Origin of the sequence: Devosia sp. 1635 (assembly GCF_013185955.1) — a bacterium.
Taxonomy (GTDB): domain Bacteria; phylum Pseudomonadota; class Alphaproteobacteria; order Rhizobiales; family Devosiaceae; genus Devosia.
The window spans coordinates 660,226-679,923 of the sequence record NZ_JABAOM010000001.1; the positions used below are offsets into that span (position 1 = coordinate 660,226).

Annotated in this window: 15 protein-coding genes and 1 tRNA gene; 11 read left to right on the forward strand and 5 right to left on the reverse strand. The window is 62.8% G+C overall.

The window, feature by feature from the left end:
• Positions 1-24: 24 nt before the first annotated feature.
• Both glmU and glmS read left to right on the forward strand, forming a co-directional pair.
• Positions 25-1,377, forward strand: a complete 1,353-nt coding sequence (gene glmU, locus HRU92_RS03290; RefSeq protein WP_172122988.1) for a bifunctional UDP-N-acetylglucosamine diphosphorylase/glucosamine-1-phosphate N-acetyltransferase GlmU — start codon at positions 25-27, stop codon at positions 1,375-1,377.
• A gap of 1 nt (position 1,378) precedes the next feature.
• Positions 1,379-3,205: a glutamine--fructose-6-phosphate transaminase (isomerizing) gene (gene glmS, locus HRU92_RS03295; protein WP_172122989.1), complete on the forward strand. Its 1,827-nt coding sequence runs from the start codon at positions 1,379-1,381 to the stop codon at positions 3,203-3,205.
• Positions 3,206-3,207: 2 nt separating this feature from the next.
• Here the strand turns inward: glmS and recG are convergent, their stop codons facing one another.
• Entirely contained in the window at positions 3,208-5,316 is a 2,109-nt protein-coding gene (gene recG, locus HRU92_RS03300; RefSeq protein ID WP_173087570.1) for an ATP-dependent DNA helicase RecG, read from the reverse strand.
• A 105-nt stretch (positions 5,317-5,421) separates the two neighbouring features.
• On the opposite strand from recG, the gene HRU92_RS03305 reads away from it, so the two are divergent.
• From HRU92_RS03305 to HRU92_RS03315, 3 genes are all read left to right on the forward strand, one after another.
• Positions 5,422-5,700, forward strand: a complete 279-nt coding sequence (locus tag HRU92_RS03305; protein ID WP_172122991.1) for a succinate dehydrogenase assembly factor 2 — start codon at positions 5,422-5,424, stop codon at positions 5,698-5,700.
• Complete coding sequence (mfd, locus tag HRU92_RS03310; RefSeq protein WP_172122992.1) at positions 5,697-9,188, forward strand: transcription-repair coupling factor; 3,492 nt, start codon at positions 5,697-5,699, stop codon at positions 9,186-9,188. Before HRU92_RS03305 ends, mfd begins: the two co-directional genes overlap by 4 nt.
• 122 nt (positions 9,189-9,310) lie before the next feature.
• Entirely contained in the window at positions 9,311-10,054 is a 744-nt protein-coding gene (locus HRU92_RS03315; RefSeq protein ID WP_172122993.1) for an invasion associated locus B family protein, read from the forward strand.
• A 62-nt stretch (positions 10,055-10,116) separates the two neighbouring features.
• On the opposite strand, the gene HRU92_RS03320 is transcribed toward HRU92_RS03315, so the two are convergent.
• The gene (locus HRU92_RS03320) at positions 10,117-11,307 is read right to left on the reverse strand and encodes an FAD-dependent monooxygenase (RefSeq protein ID WP_173087572.1); all 1,191 of its coding nucleotides are present in this window, start codon (positions 11,305-11,307) and stop codon (positions 10,117-10,119) included.
• A gap of 171 nt (positions 11,308-11,478) precedes the next feature.
• Here HRU92_RS03320 and HRU92_RS03325 point away from each other — a divergent pair, with 171 nt between their 5' ends.
• The 3 genes from HRU92_RS03325 (at position 11,479) to HRU92_RS03335 (ending at position 13,456) form a co-directional block, all read left to right on the forward strand.
• A complete protein-coding gene (locus HRU92_RS03325) occupies positions 11,479-12,348 on the forward strand; it encodes a TerC family protein (protein ID WP_172122995.1) in 870 nt (289 codons plus the stop codon).
• Positions 12,349-12,350: 2 nt separating this feature from the next.
• Positions 12,351-13,322 carry a quinone oxidoreductase gene (locus HRU92_RS03330; protein ID WP_173087574.1) on the forward strand — a complete coding sequence of 324 codons (972 nt, stop codon included), beginning with the start codon at positions 12,351-12,353 and terminating at the stop codon, positions 13,320-13,322.
• 44 nt (positions 13,323-13,366) lie between these two features.
• Positions 13,367-13,456 (forward strand) — tRNA-Ser (locus tag HRU92_RS03335).
• A gap of 45 nt (positions 13,457-13,501) precedes the next feature.
• Here HRU92_RS03335 and HRU92_RS03340 read toward each other — a convergent pair.
• From HRU92_RS03340 to HRU92_RS03350, 3 genes are all read right to left on the reverse strand, one after another.
• Entirely contained in the window at positions 13,502-14,422 is a 921-nt protein-coding gene (locus HRU92_RS03340) for an acetamidase/formamidase family protein (protein WP_172122997.1), read from the reverse strand.
• Between the two features lie 130 nt (positions 14,423-14,552).
• Positions 14,553-15,344: a YdcF family protein gene (locus tag HRU92_RS03345; RefSeq protein WP_172122998.1), complete on the reverse strand. Its 792-nt coding sequence runs from the start codon at positions 15,342-15,344 to the stop codon at positions 14,553-14,555.
• Positions 15,345-15,417: 73 nt separating this feature from the next.
• Complete coding sequence (locus tag HRU92_RS03350) at positions 15,418-16,284, reverse strand: alpha/beta hydrolase (protein WP_349236860.1); 867 nt, start codon at positions 16,282-16,284, stop codon at positions 15,418-15,420.
• A gap of 135 nt (positions 16,285-16,419) precedes the next feature.
• Here HRU92_RS03350 and HRU92_RS03355 point away from each other — a divergent pair, with 135 nt between their 5' ends.
• From HRU92_RS03355 to HRU92_RS03365, 3 genes are read left to right on the forward strand one after another with little or no spacing between them, the layout of a single operon-like run.
• Positions 16,420-17,130, forward strand: a complete 711-nt coding sequence (locus HRU92_RS03355) for a GntR family transcriptional regulator (RefSeq protein WP_172122999.1) — start codon at positions 16,420-16,422, stop codon at positions 17,128-17,130.
• A 56-nt stretch (positions 17,131-17,186) separates the two neighbouring features.
• Complete coding sequence (locus HRU92_RS03360) at positions 17,187-18,698, forward strand: sugar ABC transporter ATP-binding protein (protein ID WP_248307014.1); 1,512 nt, start codon at positions 17,187-17,189, stop codon at positions 18,696-18,698.
• The gene (locus tag HRU92_RS03365) at positions 18,685-19,689 is read left to right on the forward strand and encodes an ABC transporter permease (RefSeq protein WP_172123001.1); all 1,005 of its coding nucleotides are present in this window, start codon (positions 18,685-18,687) and stop codon (positions 19,687-19,689) included. The genes HRU92_RS03360 and HRU92_RS03365 overlap by 14 nt, the downstream gene beginning before the upstream one ends.
• The last annotated feature ends 9 nt before the right edge of the window (positions 19,690-19,698 follow it).

A 19,698-nucleotide genomic window follows, 5' to 3' on the forward strand; every position in this document is an offset into this window, starting at 1 on the left:
CAACGCGGTCCGGAGAAGACGATCATGACTGAACTGCTTTCGATCATTCTTGCGGCGGGCGAGGGGACCCGAATGCGCTCGGCAATCCCGAAGGTTCTACACCCCGTGGGGGGATTGCCCGTAGTCGGCCATGTGGTGCGCGCCGCCCGTGCGGCCGGATCCCAGCGGATGGCGCTTGTCACCGGGCCGCGACACCAGTCGATCCGCGATGCGGTGTCGCAAATCGATCCTGAAGTCACTCATTTCCAGCAAGACGTGCCCCGGGGTACCGCACACGCCGCCTCAATGGCGCGCGAATTGTTCAACAGCGCCGAAGGCTATGTTGCCGTGGTGTATGGCGACCACCCGCTGTTGCGCGGAGAAAACTTCCGCCTCGTGCTAGATCGCCTTGATGCCGGGCTCGACGTGGCCGTTTTGGGCTTTGAGCCCGCCGACCCCACTGGCTACGGCCGTTTCATCACTGAGGGCGATCAGCTGGTCGCGATCCGCGAGCACAAGGATGCGACGGAAGAAGAGCGCCGCATCGGCCTCTGCAATGCCTGCATCCTGGCTTTCCGGGCTGAAGTGTTCCGCGACCTCATCGACAAGGTCGAGACCAACAATGCCCAGGGTGAGTTCTACCTGACCGATCTTGTTGAACTGGCCAACAAGGCCGGCAAACGCGTCGGCTTCGGCGTTGCGCCCGAGAACGATGTGATGGGCGTCAATGATCGTCGGCAACTGGCGCATGCCGAAGCCTTGTTCCAGCAGGTACGCCGCGACGATTTCATGCGCGCCGGCGTGACGCTGCGCGATCCCGACAGCGTCTGGTTTTCCTACGATACCGAGATCGCCCAGGACGTGACGATCTTCCCCAACGTGGTCTTCGGCCCTGGGGTCAGGATCGCCAGCAATGTGGAAATCCGCGCGTTCTGTGACATCGAGGATGCCGTGATTGCCGAGGGCGCCAGCATTGGCCCGTTTGCTCGCATTCGCGGCGGCGCCGAGATCGGGGAAAAGGTTCATCTCGGCAACTTCGTCGAGGTCAAGAAATCCCGGATTGGCCCGGGCACCAAGGCCGGACACCTCAGCTATCTCGGGGATGCCGAGATCGGTACGAACACCAATATCGGCGCCGGCACCATCACCTGCAATTATGACGGGGTGAACAAGGACAAGACGGTGATCGGCGACAATGCCTTTATCGGCTCCAACGCGTCCCTGGTGGCTCCCGTCACCATCGGCAATGGCGCCTACACTGCCTCGGGCAGCGTCATCACCGAGGACGTCCCGGCCGATGCGCTGGCCTTTGGTCGCGCCCGTCAGGAAAACAAGCCCGGCTATGCGCCGCGGCTGCGCGAGCAGGCGCTCGCCAAAAAAGCGGCAAAGGGAAAATAGCATGTGCGGCATTGTCGGCATTGTCGGCAGCGAACCCGTCGCCACCCGGCTCGTGGATGCGCTGAAACGCCTCGAATACCGCGGCTATGACAGCGCCGGCGTCGCCACCCTGGAAGCCGGTGCGATCACCAGGCGGCGGGCGGAAGGCAAGCTCGGCAATCTCGCGCAAAAGCTCGCCTTTGAGCCCCTTGGCGGGCGCATTGGCATCGGCCACACTCGCTGGGCCACCCATGGCGCACCCACCGAGCAAAATGCCCATCCCCATGCCACCGACCGCGTCGCGGTAGTCCATAACGGCATTATCGAGAACTTTCGCGAATTGCTGGCCGATCTCGCCAAGGACGGCTACCTGCCCAAGACCCAGACCGATACCGAATCGGTGGCGCTGTGGACCAGCCGCGAGCTGGACAACGGGGCCGATCCCGAACTGGCCGTAGCCCGCACGCTCAAGCAACTGCGCGGTGCCTTCGCCCTGGCCTTCCTGTTCAAGGATCGCGATGGCCTGCTGATCGCCGCGCGGCATGGGGCGCCGCTTGCCATCGGCTTTGGCACGACCGAAATGTATCTGGGCTCCGATGCCATGGCGCTGGCGCCCTTCACCTCGCGCCTGACCTATCTCGAAGACGGCGATTGGGCGGTGATCACCCCCGAGGGTGTCACCATTCGGGACGGACGCGACGCCATCGTGCAGCGCGAGCAGCAGATTTCCCAAACTTCGGCGCTGCTGGTCGACAAGGGCAATCACCGCCACTTCATGGCCAAGGAGATCTACGAGCAGCCTGAAACCATCTCCCATACGCTCAGCCACTATGTGGATATGGGCGCCGAAGCGGTCGCCTTGCGCGAAACCCTGCCGTTCAGCTTCGCTGACCTGACCCGCCTCACCATCAGCGCCTGCGGCACGGCTTATCTCGCGGGAGCCGTCGCCAAATACTGGTTCGAGCGCTTTGCCCGCCTGCCGGTCGACATCGATGTGGCGTCCGAGTTCCGCTATCGCGAACCACCGCTCGAGCAGGGCGGGCTCTCCCTCTTCATCTCGCAGTCGGGGGAGACCGCGGACACCCTAGCGGCCTTGCGCTATTGCGCACGTGAGGGCCAGCATGTCGCCTCGCTGGTCAACACGCTCGAATCCACCATCGCGCGGGAATCGGGCGTGGTGTTCCCCATCCTCTGCGGCCCCGAAATCGGCGTGGCTTCCACCAAGGCGCTGACCGCGCAACTGACCGCGCTAGCGAGCCTTGCCATCGCCGCCGGCCGTGCCCGTGGCGTGCTCAGCGCCGAGCGTGAAGCCGAGCTCGTGCGCGCCCTGATCAGCTTGCCTGCCGCCGTCTCGCAGGCCCTGGCTGCCGAAGGGCAGATCAGCGACATTGCCAAGCGTCTCTCCAAGGCCAAGGACGTGCTTTATCTCGGGCGCGGTCCCATGTTCCCTATCGCTATGGAAGGCGCGCTCAAGCTCAAGGAAATCAGCTACATCCATGCCGAAGGTTATGCGGCAGGCGAGCTCAAGCACGGCCCCATTGCCCTGGTTGATGAGGACATGCCGGTGATCGTCGTCGCCCCATCGGACGAGCTGGTCGACAAGACCTTGAGCAACATGCAGGAAGTAGCGGCCCGCGGCGGCAAGATCATTCTGATCACCGATGCGGAGGGCGCCAAGACTGTCGGTCACGGCGTGGCCGATATCATCGAGATTCCGCATGTCGACGGCTTTGTTGCGCCGATCCTCGCCTGCATTCCCGTGCAACTGCTGGCCTATCACACCGCCGTCTTCATGGGCACCGATGTGGACCAGCCCCGCAACCTCGCCAAGTCGGTAACGGTGGAGTAAGACTAGCCCGCCCGGATCAGCTGGATCGCCTGATCCTTGCGGAACAGGTAGAGCAGGGTGCGCAATGCCTCGCCGCGCTCCCCGACAAGTCCAGGATTGACTGCCAGCGCCGCCTTGGCATCCTCATGGGCAAAATCCAGCAGGTGGCGGTGCACATCGGGCACCGCCAGGCGATAACCCGGCATGCCTGATTGCCGCGTGCCCAGCACATCGCCTTGCCCCCGCAATTCCAGGTCCCGCTCGGCGATCTCGAAGCCGTCTTCCGTGCTCTTGATCGTATCGAGCCGCGCGCGTGCCGTGTCGCTCAGTGGCTCCTTGTAGAGCAAGAGGCAAGCCGAGCGTTGCGAGCCCCGCCCCACGCGCCCGCGCAGCTGGTGCAATTGCGCCAACCCAAACCGCTCGGCATGCTCGATGATCATGATGCTGGCATTGGGCACATCCACGCCCACCTCGATCACTGTCGTCGCGATTAGGAGCTTGAGCTCATTGGCGGCAAAGCGGCTCATCACCTCGTCTTTTGCTGCCGCGCTCATGCGGCCATGCACCAGCGCCACCTGATCGCCGAACACCTTGCGCAATTCGGCAAACCGGTCTTCGGCCGCCACGACCTCGAGATGTTCGCTTTCCTCCACCAGCGGGCAAACCCAGAAGGCCTGTGCCCCTTCGGCCAGTCGCGCCTGGAGCCGTGCCACCACCCGCCCGTAATCCTTGATCGAGAGCACGGCCGTATCGATGGGCTGTCGCCCCTTGGGCTTTTGCCGCAGCACGCTCACCGCCATGTCGCCGAAATGGGTCAGCACCAGCGTGCGCGGAATCGGCGTCGCCGTCATCACCAGCAGATCGGTATGCCGACCCTTGTCGGACAGGGCGAGCCGCTGGTGCACGCCAAAGCGATGCTGCTCGTCCACGACGGTCAGTCCCAGATCGTGGAACACCACCCCCGACTGGAACAGGGCATGCGTGCCGACGACAATAGTCGTCTCGCCGCTCGCGATCCGGGCGAGGATGGCCCGCCGCTCTCCAGCCGGCATCTTGCCCGTCAGCAGCTCACATCCCAGCCCCGCCGCCTCGCAGAGCGGCTTGAGGGTGCGGAAATGCTGGTTCGCCAGAAGCTCGGTCGGTGCCATCATCGCCGACTGGGCGCCGCTTTCGGCCGCCGCCGCCATGGCCATCAGCGCCACCACCGTCTTGCCCGCGCCCACATCACCCTGGAGCAGCCGGGACATGCGCTCAGGCTTGGCTAGGTCCGCGCGAATATCCTCTACTGCCTGTTGCTGGCCTTCGGTCAGCGAAAAGGGCAGGGCGGCGGTGACCTTCTCGGTGATCTCGCCGGTGAACTGGCGTGCCACCCCATGCGCGGCGACCATGCTCGAGCGGATCAGTTGCAGCGTCAGCTGGCCCGCGAGATACTCGTCATAAGCCAGCCGCATGCGGGCAGGGGACCACAACTCCGCTTCAGCCGGGTTGGCGGGCAGATGCACCGCGCGCATTGCCTCGCCAAAGCTGGGCCAGCGCCGCTCGGCTATCGTGGCATCATCGATCCACTCGGGCAGCGCCGGCACCGTTTCCACCACTTGCCGCACCAGCTTGGCCAGCGCCTTGGAGCTCAGCCCATTGGTGAGGGGGTACACCGGTTCGACCAGCGGCAGCGTGTCGAACTTGTCGGCTTCCACGATATAGTCGGGATGGGTGATCTGCTTTTCGCCGTTGAAAAACCCGATCTGCCCGGAAACGAAGCGCTCCTCACCCACGGGCAGCGCCTTTTCCACCCAGCCGCCTTGGGCGCGAAAGAACACCAGTTGCACATCCCCGGTCTGGTCATGGGCAAATACCCGATGCGGCACATGCGGCTTGCCTCGCGGCGGGGGCTGGTGCCGGTCGATGTGAAGGCGCAGGGTGACGATCTGGTTGAGATAAGCCTCGGCAATACCTACCTGTCGGGAGCGGTCCACGACGCCCGAAGGCATATGCATCAGGATATCGAGCGCGATCGCTTCCTGCCCTTCCGGCGCCCCGAAAAAGCGCGACAACAAAGCCGCCAGCTTGTCGCCGACGCCCTTGATCGCGTGGAGCGAGCGAAACAGTGGATCAAGCGAACTTGGACGGGACAACGGCGAATTCCTGAAACAGCGCGAGAAACGAGTCCTGCTGACAAGCCACCCTATTGACGATAAGAAGCCCGCTCAATCAACCGCAACCAGGATCATGGCGCTCAAATGACTGCCGGTGAGGACATTTCCATGCGCCGCAAGAAGATCCGCTACCGCGCCTGGCATCGCGGCACCCGCGAGATGGATCTTGTGCTCGGCCCCTTTGCCGATCGGCATGTCGATACGCTGAGCGCCGAGGATCTCGACCGCTTCGAAGCGCTCCTCGATGAGGAAGATCCCCCTTTGCTCAAATGGGTGCTCGACCAGGAAGCCCCGCCGGCAGGTGTGGACCTCGACTTTTTAGGCCGGGTTATCGCCGATCACAGGAGCCGCATGGCCAAATGAACGAACAAAAACCCGTGGTTCGTCCCAGCCGTATCATCTCCAATGTGCCCGATGGCATGCAGCCCATGGTGCTGGCCAAGCTGGTCGAGCAGCGCCTCAAGGCTGCGCCTGAGGACGGCACGAGCCTGGTTTTCGTGGCCCGCGATGGCCGCCGCATGCAGCGCATCGCCGACATTCTGGGGCCCATGTTGCCCGGTCACACCGTGCTGACACTCCCCGCCTGGGACTGCCTGCCTTACGACCGCGTCTCGCCCAACAATGTGACCATCGCCGCCCGCATGAACACGCTGGCTGCACTCACGGCCCGCAATGAGCGTGGCGTGGTGGTGCTTACCGCCGTGAACGCCCTGATCCAGCGCCTGCCGCCCCGGGACGTGGTTGCCGGCATGTCGTTTTCGGCCGTGACTGGCCGCATCGTCGATAGCGAAAAGCTGATCGCGTGGGCCGCCAACAACGGCTATCTGCGCGTCCCCACGGTGCGGGAGTCGGGCGAGTACGCCGTCCGCGGCGGCCTCGTGGACTTGTTTCCCGCCAGTGCCGAAGCACCCTTGCGTTTCGACTTCTTCGGCAGCCAGCTCGAATCTATCCGTACCTTCGATGCCGACACCCAGCGCACGACCGGCACGCTCAAGCGCGTTGATCTGACGCCGATGAGCGAACTGGTGCTGAACGAAGACACAATCCGTCGCTTCCGCCAGAATTACACCGCCGCCTTTGGCGGCAACACGGTCGACGACACGCTTTATGCCAGCGTCAGCGGCGGCGCGCGTTATTCGGGCACCGAACACTGGCTGCCGTTTTTCTACGAGCACCTGGAAATGCTCTCCGCCTTTACGGGGGACGCGCCCTTTGTGTTTGATGACCAGGCGGCCGAAGCCTATGGCGAGCGCGTCACCCAGATCCGCGATTACTACGAGGCGCGTGAATCCGCTCGCACGCAAAAGCCGGTAGCCGGGGCAGGGGCGCCCTACAAGCCGGTCAAGCCCGAGCTGCTTTATGCCGTTGACCAGCATCCCTATGAGCTCGCCGGCGCCTCGGTTATCCAGCTCTCGCCCTTTCTGTCGCCTAACACCAAGGGCGCCGACGATGCAGGCGGCCATATCGCACCCAGCTTTGCCGCCGAGCGGCAGGCCACCGACACCAACCTCTTCCAGGCCGTGGTGGATCGCCTCCAAGCCGAACGCCGGCAGGGTCGTCGCACGGTCATTGCCTGCTGGAGCGCGGGCACGCGCGACCGCATGTCCCAGGTGCTCAAGGACCATGGACTGACGAACCCTCGCCTCGCCGAGAACTGGCGCGACGCCGAAACCACTAGCGCCGCCACGACCTCGCTTGTGGTGCTGCCGCTCGAAACCGGGTTCGAAACCAAGGACCTGCTCGTTCTGTCCGAGCAGGACATTCTGGGCGAGCGCATCCTGCGGCCTCAGCGCAAAAAGAAGGCAAGCGACGCGCTAACCGAGGCGGCGAGCCTCGCGGCCGGCGACCTTGTCGTGCATGTGGATCACGGCATCGGGCGGTTCCTCGGCCTCAAGGTCATTGAAGCCGGCGGCGCGCCGCACGAATGCGTGGAGCTGGAATATGCCGGCGACACCAAGCTCTACCTGCCGGTCGAGAATATTGAGCTGCTGTCGCGCTATGGCGCCGACGATGCGAACACCGCGCTCGACAAGCTGGGCGGCGTGGCCTGGCAGGCCAAGAAGGGTCGCCTCAAGAAGCGCATCCGCGAAATGGCGGAACAGCTCATCAAGATTGCGGCCGAGCGCCAGCTCACCCATGCCGATGTGGTCGAGATCAACCCGGGCGCTTATGACGAGTTCGCGGCGCGCTTCCCCTATGAGGAAACCGAAGACCAGATGGCCGCCATTGAGGCAGTCTTCGATGATCTTACCTCCGGTCGGGTCATGGACCGCCTGGTCTGCGGCGATGTGGGCTTTGGCAAGACAGAAGTGGCGCTGCGCGCCGCTTTCGCGGTGTCCCTCTCGGGCAAGCAGGTCGCCGTGGTTGTGCCCACGACCTTGCTCGCTCGCCAGCACTTCAAGACGTTCTCGCAGCGCTTTGCCGGCCTGCCGGTGAAGGTGCGCCACGCCTCGCGCATGGTATCGGCCGCCGAGCTCAAGGCGACCAAGGAAGGGCTCGCCGATGGGCAGGTCGATATCGTCATCGGCACCCATGCCCTCTTGTCCAAGACCATCAAGTTCAAGGATTTGGGCCTCCTCATCATCGATGAAGAGCAGCACTTTGGCGTCGGCCACAAGGAGCGCCTCAAGGAGCTCAAAGCCAATGTCCACGTCCTGACGCTCACCGCAACGCCCATCCCGCGCACGCTGCAGCTTGCGCTGACGGGCGTGCGCGACCTGTCACTTCTCGCAACCCCACCGGTGGATCGCCTCGCGATCCGCACCTTCATTTCGCCCTTCGATCCCCTGTCGATCCGCGAAGCACTGCTCCGCGAGAAATACCGCGGCGGCCAGAGCTTCTATGTCGTGCCGCGCATCAAGGATCAGGCGGAAATTGCTGATTTCCTTCGCCAACAGGTGCCCGAAGTCAGCTTCGTCGTGGCCAATGGCCAGATGGCGCCGGGTGAACTCGACGACATCATGAACACCTTCTACGATGGCAAGTTCGACGTGCTGGTCGCCACGACGATCGTCGAATCGGGACTCGATATCCCTAATGCCAATACGCTGGTCGTGCACCGCGCCGACAATTTCGGCCTCGCCCAACTCTACCAGATCCGCGGCCGTATCGGCCGGGCCAAGGCGCGCGCTTATGCACTCTTCACTGTGCCGTCCGATCGAAAGCTGACTGACACTGCCGAGCGGCGTCTGGGCGTGCTCCAGTCGCTCGAAAGCTTGGGCGCCGGCTTCCAGCTCGCCAGTCACGATCTCGACATCCGTGGCGCCGGCAATCTCCTCGGCGACGAGCAATCCGGCCATATACGCGAAGTCGGCTTCGAGCTTTACCAGGCTATGCTTGAGGAAGCTGTCGCCAATCTCAAGAACGGCGACGCCGATTACGAGGACACCAACGAGTGGAGCCCACAGATCTCGCTGGGCATGCCGGTGATGATCCCGGAAAACTATGTCCCTGACCTGCAGCTGCGCATGCAGCTCTATCGGCGCCTGGGTGACCTGACCGACATCCGTGAGATTGACGCCGCCGGCGCCGAACTCATTGACCGGTTTGGTCCTTTGCCCGAGGAAGTCGAAGCGCTGCTCAAGGTCATTCTGGTAAAGGCTCTGTGCCGACAGGCCAATGTGGAAAAGGTTGATGCCGGTCCCAAGGGCGCGGTGTTGACCTTGCGCAACAACGAATTCCCCAATCCAACCGCTTTGGTGCGAATGGTTGCCGATCCTGCCAGTCAGGTTCGCGTCAAGCCCGACCAAAAGCTCGTTTTCGCCCGCAACTGGCCCACTCCCGAGGCTCGCCTCAAGGGTGCTGCGGCCATCCTGTCTCGCCTCGCCAAGCTCGCTGCCGTCGAAGGGTAGGGGGCGCCGCATAATCCTTTGGCAAGAACGTCATGTTATTGCCCGATTTCAGCACTTGAAGGGCTACCAAGAATTGGGTGGCACCCTCGTCACCGGCTCCGCCAGAAAGCCAAGGAACGTTTATGATCTTCAGGAAACCTCTCGTAGCCGGAATTACCGCGGCAGCGCTTCTGCTCTCGCCTCTCTCCACCTTTGCGCAGGAGACTCCCGCTCCAGCTGCTCCGGCAGCCGAAGCTCCAGCTACGCCGGATGCGGCAGCTCCCGCCGAAGCTGCAACCGCTCCAGCAGCGGGCGGTCCCACGCAGAACTGGCTCAAGGTTTGCGATCCGCTGCCCAACAACCAGAAGGCCTGCATTATGCGTCAGGTCGTCTTGGCAAACGGGCAATTCCTGGGTTCCTTCCTGCTGCGTGATGATCCCGGTCAGGAAAGCCGCCTGCTGGCCGTCGCAGCCGTGCCGCTCGGCGTGCTGCTCCCTTTCGGCCTGACCTGGCAGATCGACGGCTCCAAGCCGGTACGCGTGCCGTTCATGCTGTGTGACCCCACCTCTTGCGCGACCCAGCTCGTGATCAACGAGGCCTATGTCAATTCCCTGAAGAAGGGCAGCACGCTCAAGCTGACCGCCAAGAACCGCCAGAACGAAGATCTGGTGATCGAGATCAACCTCGCCGGCTTCACCGCCGCCTATGATGGCGACGCTTCGCTGACCTTTGACCAGTTCCGCCAGGAAACCAGCGGCGAAAACGCCCTGGAGCAGGTTCTGCAGGATCGCGCCGAGCAGTTGCGCCAGCAGCTCGACAGTGGCGCTGCCGCCCCTGCCGATGGTGCTGCCCCCGCAGCTGAAGCGGCGCCCGCTCCGGCGCAGTAAAGCGCCCATCATTCACATGCAGCAAAAGGCGCGGGAAACCGCGCCTTTTGTGTCTCTGGGCCTTAGCGGATGCCCATGCCCAGCGAAAAGGCCTGCCGGCGCAAGCCGGGGAGCAGCTTGAGGGCCCATAGCCCGGCAGAGCGCACGGCCTGGACTGGCAGCATGTCCGCGAGCAACGAACGGAACAGCGCATCGACCATGCCGCCGGTGCGCGCCAGATCTGCGGCCCGCCGCCCCGAATAAGCCTCGCTGACCGCCTCGGCCCAACCCTGTTTGCTGGTGCTAACGCCTTGCAGCACCGCCGCCAGATCGGCCACATCGCGCAAGCCGAGATTGAGCCCCTGCGCTCCGATCGGGGGGAACGCATGGGCCGCTTCACCCACTAGCACGACGCCGCGCTCCCCTGCACGCTCGACACTGAGCGTGCTCAGCGGAAACGCATGCGCGGGGGTGGCGAGGCTAATGGCCCCAAACAGACGCTGCGACTTCGCCTGGAAGATCGGCAGCAGACGCTCAGCACCGCCGGCCTGCGCCTCGCGCAGCACTTCACGATCATCGATCCACACCAGGTTCGCCCGGTTGTCGCCTGCTGGCACCAGAGTGAACGGACCTTGCGGGTAATGAAACTCGATCGACATGCCGCCAATCGGCCGCGCCAGTTCCAGGTCGCAGACCAGCGCCGCCTGCGTAAAGCCGTTCTCGCGGGCCCGGAAGCCGGCCGCGGACCGGATCAGCGATTTCTTGCCGTCCGCTCCAACGATCAGCGGCGCCCGCAGGCGCGATCCGTCGGTCAGGGTTAATTCCGGTGCCTCAGGCCCATAGGCGAATTCGGCGACCCCGATCGGGCGCGTTTCGAGATTGGGCAATTGCGCGGCCCGCTCCCGGAACTGGGCCAGCAAGCGTTGATTGGCGAAGTTCCAGCCAAAGGCCTCCAATCCAGACTCGCGCGCTTCGAACAAGGTCTCGGGTGCCCGGATCAATCGGCCTGTTGCATCGATGATCCGAATCTCGCTCAGCCGATGCCCCAAGACTTCGGGTTGGTCGATCAAACCCGCTGAGCGCAGAAATTCGACGCTCGGCATCATCAAGGCGGAGGTGCGATTATCGACAGGGCCAGGAGGCGCAAGGTGAATAACCTGCAGACCCGTTTTTGCAACGGCGATAGCCGCCGCTAAGCCAACAAGCCCGCCACCAACGACGATGGCATCGGCATCGGCACTCGTTGACGCGCTCGGATTTGGCAGGTCGGACATAAGAAACCTCGGTTCGACGTTAGGCTGAACTAGCACTTTCCGGCCCGGTGAAGCCAGCGCTCCGGCAAACTGCTGCCTAACCAGCAGGAGCGGGAAAACACAGACTTGCACTTCTCTAGCAGAGCGGAGCAGCCTAGATATGGTGGCCTGACAGCCGAGATGGAGTCTTGAATGCTGGAGCTGCTCGCCGATCCTAATGTATGGATCGCATTTGGTACCCTGACGGCGATGGAAATCGTCTTGGGGATCGACAACATCGTCTTCATCTCCGTGCTGGTTTCACGCCTGCCCAAGGAGCAGGCGGACCGGGCGCGCAAGATCGGTCTTGCACTGGCTCTCATCTTCCGCATCTTGCTGCTGCTGGTGATCAGCTGGATCATCAGCCTCACTCAGCCTGCGTTCAGCGCTTTCGGACTTGAGCTTTCCTGGAAGGACCTGATCCTCATCGCCGGTGGCCTGTTCCTCGTCTACAAGGCCACCCACGAAATGCATGCTGCCATCGAGGAGCCTCATGAGGCCGATCTCGCGCAGAAGGCTACCGCAGCCTTCGCTGCGATTATTGGGCAGATCATCGTAATCGACGTGGTTTTTTCCATCGATTCCATCGTCACGGCGGTTGGCATGGCGGACCATGTCGAGGTGATGATTGCGGCCGTGATCGTGGCTGTGGGCGTGATGTTTGTTGCATCCGGCCCGGTTGCCAAGTTTGTTGCCGATCACCCCACCACCAAGATGCTGGCGCTGGCCTTCCTGCTGTTGATCGGCATGTCCTTGGTCGCCGACGGGTTCGGCTTCCATATTCCCAAGGGCTATATCTATTCGGCCATGGGCTTCTCGGTACTGGTTGAGGCGATCAATATCATCGCCAAGAGCCGCAAGGCCAAGAGTCCCGCTCCCGTGGCTCCATTCACCGGACCTAGCGGCGCTATCAGCGGCAACTCTGGCGCCGCTGCGGCGACGACTCGCTCCCCGGGCAAGTCAACGCCCGTGAGCCGCGCGCAGTCGCGCCCCAAATCTGCGCCCCGCAAGCCTCGGAGCTGAGCATGAGCAAGGCGATCGTCGTTCGAAATACCGGTGGCCCAGAGGTCATGGAGTGGAGGTACTGGCCGGTGAGCAGCCCAGGTGAGGGGCAGGTCGCCGTCCGCCAAACCGCGATCGGCCTCAACTTCATTGACACCTACCAGCGCTCCGGCCTTTATCCGCTGCAGACCCCGTTTGTTGCGGGCAATGAAGGCGCCGGCGTTGTTACCGAAGTTGGCCCAGGCGTGCAGGGCCTCGCCGTTGGTGACCGGGTGGCTTACCAGGGGCAGGTCGGCGCCTATGCCGAGCAGCGCTTGTTGGCTGCGGACCGTATCGTGCGCATTCCAGATGGCGTGGACGACCAAACCGCGGCCGCGGTGATGCTCAAGGGGCTTACTGCCTTTTATCTCCTGTTCAAGACTTGGCCGGTCCAATCGGGAGAAACCATTCTATGGCACGCTGCCGCAGGCGGCACGGGTCAGATCGCCACGCAGTGGGCCAAGTCCCTGGGGGTGCGCGTCATCGGCACGGCGGGGAGTGAGGAAAAAGTCGCCCTCGCCCTGCAGCACGGCTGCGAAGCGGTCATTAATTACAAGACCGAGGATTTTGCCGCCCGCGTGCGGGAGCTAACCGAGGGACGCGGCGTCGATGTGGTTTATGACGGCGTCGGCAAGGCCACGTTCGACAAGTCGCTTGATTGCCTTCGCCCGAGGGGGTTGATGGTCAGCTTCGGCAATGCCTCGGGCGTGGTGTCCATTCCGGACCTAACCGTGCTGTCACGCAAGGGCTCGCTGTTCGTAACCCGGCCGATCAGCGCGCATTATTTCCCCCAGCGCCCCGATCTGCTCGAGGGCGCCGAGGCCCTGTTCGGGGCAATCAGGTCGGGGGCGATCAAGGTCAATATCGGACGCACTTTCCCCCTCGCGCAAGCAGCCGAGGCACATCGCGCGCTCGAGGATCGGCAAACCACCGGCTCGGTGATCCTGCTGCCATAGGGGGATGGACAGCCAAACCGCCAGCGGCTAAACGCTGGCGCGTCGGGTAGGTGGCAGAGCGGTTGATTGCTCCGGTCTTGAAAACCGGCGAACGTGAAAGCGTTCCGGGGGTTCGAATCCCTCCCTACCCGCCAGTGCCGCTCTTCTGCAGCGGCCCTGGCTACCTTTATCCGGAACCGTCAGACGCCATGTCGCCTCGGCAGGAACCGCTTGGGTAGGCGGCAGGCAACGGTGTAGGCCGGATCGAACACATTGGCGACGTCGTATCGAACGACTTGACCCAGCAAATGGCTCGACGTCACGAGATCGAGACCAAAATCCTGACCGAGCCACTGCGCCATTTCGGTGGTGGCGTGCTGAAGGGCTTGGTCGAGCGGGCGCGCATTGCCGATGGTGATGATCTCCTCGGCCGTTTCCGCCCTTGGCCAGACCTGCGGCCGTCGCTTTTCCACACTTAGGGTAATGGTGACCTCAAAGCTGGTCTCCACCCCCGTGCCGACGATCTCGCCATCCCCCTGAATGGCGTGGCCATCGCCGAGAAAGAACAGCGCGCCCGGCGCCGCTACGGGAAACCACACCGTGGTGCCCGGGCCAAAGCGCCGGTAATCCATATTGCCGCCGTGCTCGGCGCTGGTTGCGGTGGAAATTGCCTGCCCAAGTGTGGGGGCGACGCCAAAGCACCCGATCATCGGCGCAAGCGGCAGCACCAGGTGCTCAAGACCGGGCACCGGGTCTTGCAACTGCACGGTCCCTTGTGCGCGATCGATGCGCCATTCCGTTCGGTTGCGGGGGGGTAGGACGCGAACAAATTCGGGGTCAACCACATTGGCGGCCAGCACTTGCCGGGTCCAGCCCGTGTCACGCGTGGGCTCCATCGCCATGATCTGCACCCGCAACGCGTCGCCGGGCTCGGCGCCTTCCACAAATATCGGCCCATTCATGGGATTGGGTCCACCCGAGCGGTTGACACCGTGCTCGTCATCGCCGGCTGCGTCCAGCGTTCGGGTGATCACCGTGTCCCCATTGGCAATGCGCAGAGCCGGCGGAAAAGTGCCGATAACATTGTAATAAGTGGTCGGCGTGAAGCGATGGATGGCCAAGCTGTTGTTCCTTCGAGGGGTTGAACCGGCGGCACGGCGCCGGGCTGATGCACTCCCTGGCCAACCTAACCCCAAGCTGCCCCCAGCATCCAGCCACCAGTGCTGTTGAGCAAGCCAAGCCGTTCTGAACCTAGGGCGCGGGAAACCAGTCGCCAATGCGGCCGGTCAGTTTGTAGGCGATCAAGCCAATCCATTCGCGGAGCGCCAGTGTGGTGGTGTTCAGGTTCAGGATTGGGTTGGCCAGATCAAAGCCCATACCCTCGGTCCCTGAGCTGCGATAGTCGACCGGCCGCGGCAGCACCTCAAGACCAGCGCTGCGGAACAAGCCCACAGATCTGGGCATGTGAAACGCCGACGTGACCAGCACGATGGTCCTGGCTTCCGCCCCAAGCAGGGCGGCGCTGTTGGCCGCATTCTCGTCGGTGTTGCGCGACTCTCCTTCAAGCACCAGCCGCTCGGGAGCGATGCCCTGGGCGCTAAAGAACCGCCGGGCCGTTTCTGCTTCTGGTTCGCCATCAGCGATCAGCAGACCGACACCTCCGCTCAGCAGAATCTTGGCCTGGGGATACTGCTTGGCCAGCTGCAGGGTTTCGGTGAGTCTATCCCCTGCCTCGTTGAGTTCGGCAATGCGCCGCGCCGTGCTGACCCGGCCGGCCGTGGCGCCGCCCAGCATTATGATGGTTTGCACATCCGAGGGGAGGGGCTCTCCGCGTGGAAAGCGCTCTTCCAGCGGCGCAATCAGGTTGAATCCAAGCGTGGTAAAGGCGCTTAGCCCAAAGATCATTAGCCCGAGGCCAACAAATACCAGCCCCGCTAGTCGGCGGCGCAACAGGCTCAACATCCATCCCGCCAAAAACAGCACGAAGGTAAGGCTGACGGGCTGCACGAACAGCCAGAAGATCTTGGACAGGATGAAAAACATGCGAGGCTAGATGCCCCGGAGCGGCAACGGAGTAAAGCGCTTCCCGCGCCACGTTGAATACGTGGGGAGAAGTCTAGCCTCCGGTGCTCTTGATGGCGGCGGTCAGGAGTTGGCTCACTGCGGTTGAGCCGACCCCGAGGTCGAGAGCTATGCTCATATGGTTGCTGTCCGGGATATCGATCCTTCTGGTTGGCACCTGCTGGGCAGCAAGCCGTGATTGCATCGCGTCTGCCTGGGAATGGAACGGCAGGGTTTCTTGCTCCCCCACCAGCAGCAGCACATCGCCGCCTGCACGATAGTTTCTCGAGAGAGGCGAGAATTTAGTGACCTCGTCTTCCGTCAGGCCGATCATTGGCTGCAGAAAGGACGACCGCAGCGGCTTTAGGTCATAGATACCGCTGAGAAGGAGCGCGCTCTTAGGCGCTACTGGGATATCCGCTTCCAGCAGCGTGCAGCACAGATGGGCGCCGGCGGAGTGGCCCGATACGCTCAGTTGGTTCGGGTCGCCGCCAAAGCGAGGTATATTCGCTGCAAGCCAATCGGCAGCGCGGCGGACCTGAGCTACAATTTTCTCCATGCGAACCGCTGGCATCAGGGAATAGTCCATAACAGCGGCGATGGCGCCGGCAGCGACCACCGTATCGGCAATAAAGGAGAAGTCGTCCTTGCTGAACATCCGCCAATAGCCGCCATGAATAAAGAGATGCACTGGTACCGGGGCGGCCGCGGGCGGTGGCAAAAACAGGTCGAGCTTTTCGTCTGGCTCGGGCCCGTACTCAAGGTCCAGTACAGCCCGGTGATTATGCCGCGCTAGGGCGCTGCGGCCGGCATATTCTTTCAGGTAGCCATCAAAGTCCGGCACGTGATCGCGTGTCCGAAACAGGTCCTTGGCATCTTCCACGATCATTTCCCCAGCTTGCACGTCATCCGTTCTTCGCACTGGCCACTTCCCGGAGTGAGCCTCTTGTGCGCGCCGAGGCAACTCGGAGCAACTGCGCGTCCACAATCCAATATCATATACGATTGCATGTCGAGGTGTGTCGTGCTAGCTGTTTGTCATTGCGAGGGGGAAGCAATGGCTCGGCACGTGCTCACGAGAGATGCGAAAGTGGAGGCGGATAAAAGCGCCGCGCCAATACCGCGCCCGCTCAGTCTCGCCAACGAAGTCTATGAGGCAATCTTTTCCCAGCTGATGGCGCTCAAGATCGCGCCTGGTGCCCGCATCACCGTCGACAATCTTTCCCGCGAGCTTGGCGTCTCGCAGACTCCCATCCGTGAGGCCTTGGGCCGCCTCGAGGGTGAGGGGCTGGTCAACAAGACTCATCTCATCGGCTTTAGCGCCGCCCCACAGATCTCGGTTCGACAATTCGCGAACCTTTATGAACTTCGCCTTCTGCTCGAGCCTCATGCTGCCCGGGAGGCCGTTGCGCGCCTCACCGACAAGAACCTTGCTGCACTCACCGAAGCTGCGGGGGTTATGGGGCGGCGCGCCAAATCAGGCGATGAACGCGCGCGTTATTCGCAGTTTGCCCGGCAGGACGCGGTGTTCCACGACATGATCGTGCAGACCGCTGGCAACGATCTGATCCGCGATACGCTGGCACACCAGCATGTCCACTTCCACATCTTTCGCTTGATGTTCCACTCGCGCGTCACCGCGGAAGCGCTGGAGGAGCACGAGGCGATTATTGCTGCGTTTGAAGCGCGTGACGGGCAGGCCGCAGAGCAGGCGATGCGGGCCCATATCGAGCGCTCGCGCGATCGCTTGCTGCCGGTTTTCGAATGACCGGGGTCGCGCACGCTGTGCTCCAGGATCGGGCGCAAACCACAGCGCAGCCGCTGATGCAATTGCAGGATCTCGGCAAAGCCTATGGCCCGATCACGGTGCTGAGCGGCGTTGACCTGGATATCCGCGCCGGGGAAATCCACGCCATTATCGGCGAGAACGGCGCTGGCAAATCTACGCTGATGCGCCTGGTTTCCGGGCATGTGGAACCCACCACCGGTACCATCACCTATCACGGTCAGCCCGCACACTTCAGCAAGCCGGTGCAGGCCGAAAATGCCGGCATTGTATTGGTGCATCAGGAGATCCTGCTCGCCGACGGTCTCACCGTGGTGGAAAACCTTTTTCTAGGCCGCGAACTCGGTCGCAACGGGCTCGTCGATGACGCGACCATGGAGCGCATCGCCGCCGAGCGGCTCGCGGCGATCGGCTGCACCGCTTCCCCCCGGGACTTGGTTCGCAATCTTCCTATCGCCCAGCGCCAGCTGGTGCAAATCGCCCGTGCCTTGCTTGAAGAGCACAGCATGGTGATCTTCGATGAACCCACCGCGGTGCTCGCCGCTACCGAAGTCGAAACTCTGCTGGCGATCGTGCGTGGCCTACGCGATCAGGGCGCAGCCGTGCTCTACATCTCCCACCGCCTGGATGAGGTCGAAGCTCTCGCCGATCGCATCACAGTGCTCCGCGATGGCAAGAAGATCGGCACCTATCCCGCCGCTGATTTAACCCAGCAGGACATGGCCAACCTCATGGTCGGACGCGACCTGGCTATGCTCTACCCACACAAGCGCGGCCTCTCCACCGCAGCGCCGCTGCTCGAAGTCGAGCATGCCGATGTGCCAGGTTTCGCGCACGACATTTCCTTCGTCGCCCGCCCGGGCGAAGTGCTCGGCTTTGGCGGCATGATCGGGGCTGGGCGAACCGAGCTCTTTGAGGGCCTGCTGGGACTGCGGCCCGCCAAGACCGGTGCCGTGCGCGTCGGCGGCAAGAAGACCCATATCCGTTCGGTTGCCGATGGCATCGAGGCCGGGATCGGCTATCTGACAGAAGATCGCAAGGGCAAGGGTCTGCTGCTGCGGGAGCGACTGGCACCCAACCTGGTGCTGACGGCTCTGTCCTGGATATATCGCAAACCATATCTCGAGCAAAAGCTCGAAGATCAGCAGCTCGATCGCGCGGTGCAGGAATATGATATCCGCGTTCGCAGTCGCCAGTTGCAGGCGGGCCAACTCTCGGGCGGCAACCAGCAAAAGCTGCTGCTGGCCAAGATCATGCTGCTCAACCCTTCGGTCGTCATCATCGATGAGCCGACGCGCGGCATTGATATCGGCAACAAGAGCCAGATCTACACTTTCATCGACAAGCTGGTGCGTGAGGGCAAGTCCTGCATCGTCATCTCCTCGGAACTGCAGGAGCTGGTGGGCCTGTGTGACCGCATCCTCGTGATGCGCTCGGGCCGGCTCGTGGCCGAACTGGAGGGCGACGCCATCACCGAACATGCGGTGGTGCTTGCCGCAACAAGTGGCGGGACAACCGCCAGTTCAACTGGAGGAAATGCCCGTGGCTGAGATCAGTGCCGCATCACCGCGCGAAACCCTGCTCGGGCGCATCAACTGGGTGGATCTGGGCCCCTTCATCGCCCTGGCCGTCCTCGTAATCGTCGGTTTCCTCGTCAACCCCGATTTCCTCTCGCCCACCAACCTGACCAATGTCATTACGCGTTCGTCCTTCATCGCCATCATCGCGGTGGGTGCCACCTTCGTCATCTCCTCGGGCGGGCTCGACTTGTCTGTGGGCTCCATGGCGGCCTTTGTAACCGGCGTCATGATCATGTTCATGAACGCCCTCGTTCCCAGTCTTGGCGCCAATGCCATCATTGCCGGCATGGCTCTGGTGCTTTGCGTCGGTGCGCTGTGCGGGCTCTTCAACGGTCTTATCGTCACTATCGGCAAGATTGAGCCCTTTATCGTCACCCTTGGCACGATGGGCATTTTCCGCGCCCTCATCACCTTCATGTCCAATGGCGGCACGATCCCGATCGACCGCAGCTTGCGCGAGCCCTTCCGGCCAATCTATTTCGGCACCCTGGCAGGGATACCCATTCCGATAGTCGTTTCGATCGTGGTGGCCCTGATCGGCGCCTTCCTGCTCTACAAGACCAAGTTCGGCCGCCGCTGCGCCGCTGTCGGTGCCAATGAGGAAGTGGCACGCTTTTCCGGTATCTCCATCCCCAAGATCCGCACCACCGCCTTCGTCATTCAAGGCGTATGCGTTGCGATCGCCGCGATCTGCTACGTCCCGCGGCTCGGGGCCGCCACCCCCACCACCGGCCTCCTCTGGGAACTGCAGGTGATCACAGCCGTGGTGATCGGCGGCACCGCCCTGCGCGGTGGCAAGGGTCGTATTTGGGGCACCATCGCGGGCGCGGTGATCCTTGAAATGATCGCCAACCTGATGGTGCTGTCCGACTTCATTTCCGAATACCTCGTCGCCGCGGTGCAAGGCGTCATCATCATCATTGCGATGCTCGTACAGAGGTTCTCGAAAGCGCAGCCGTAAAGCGACCGA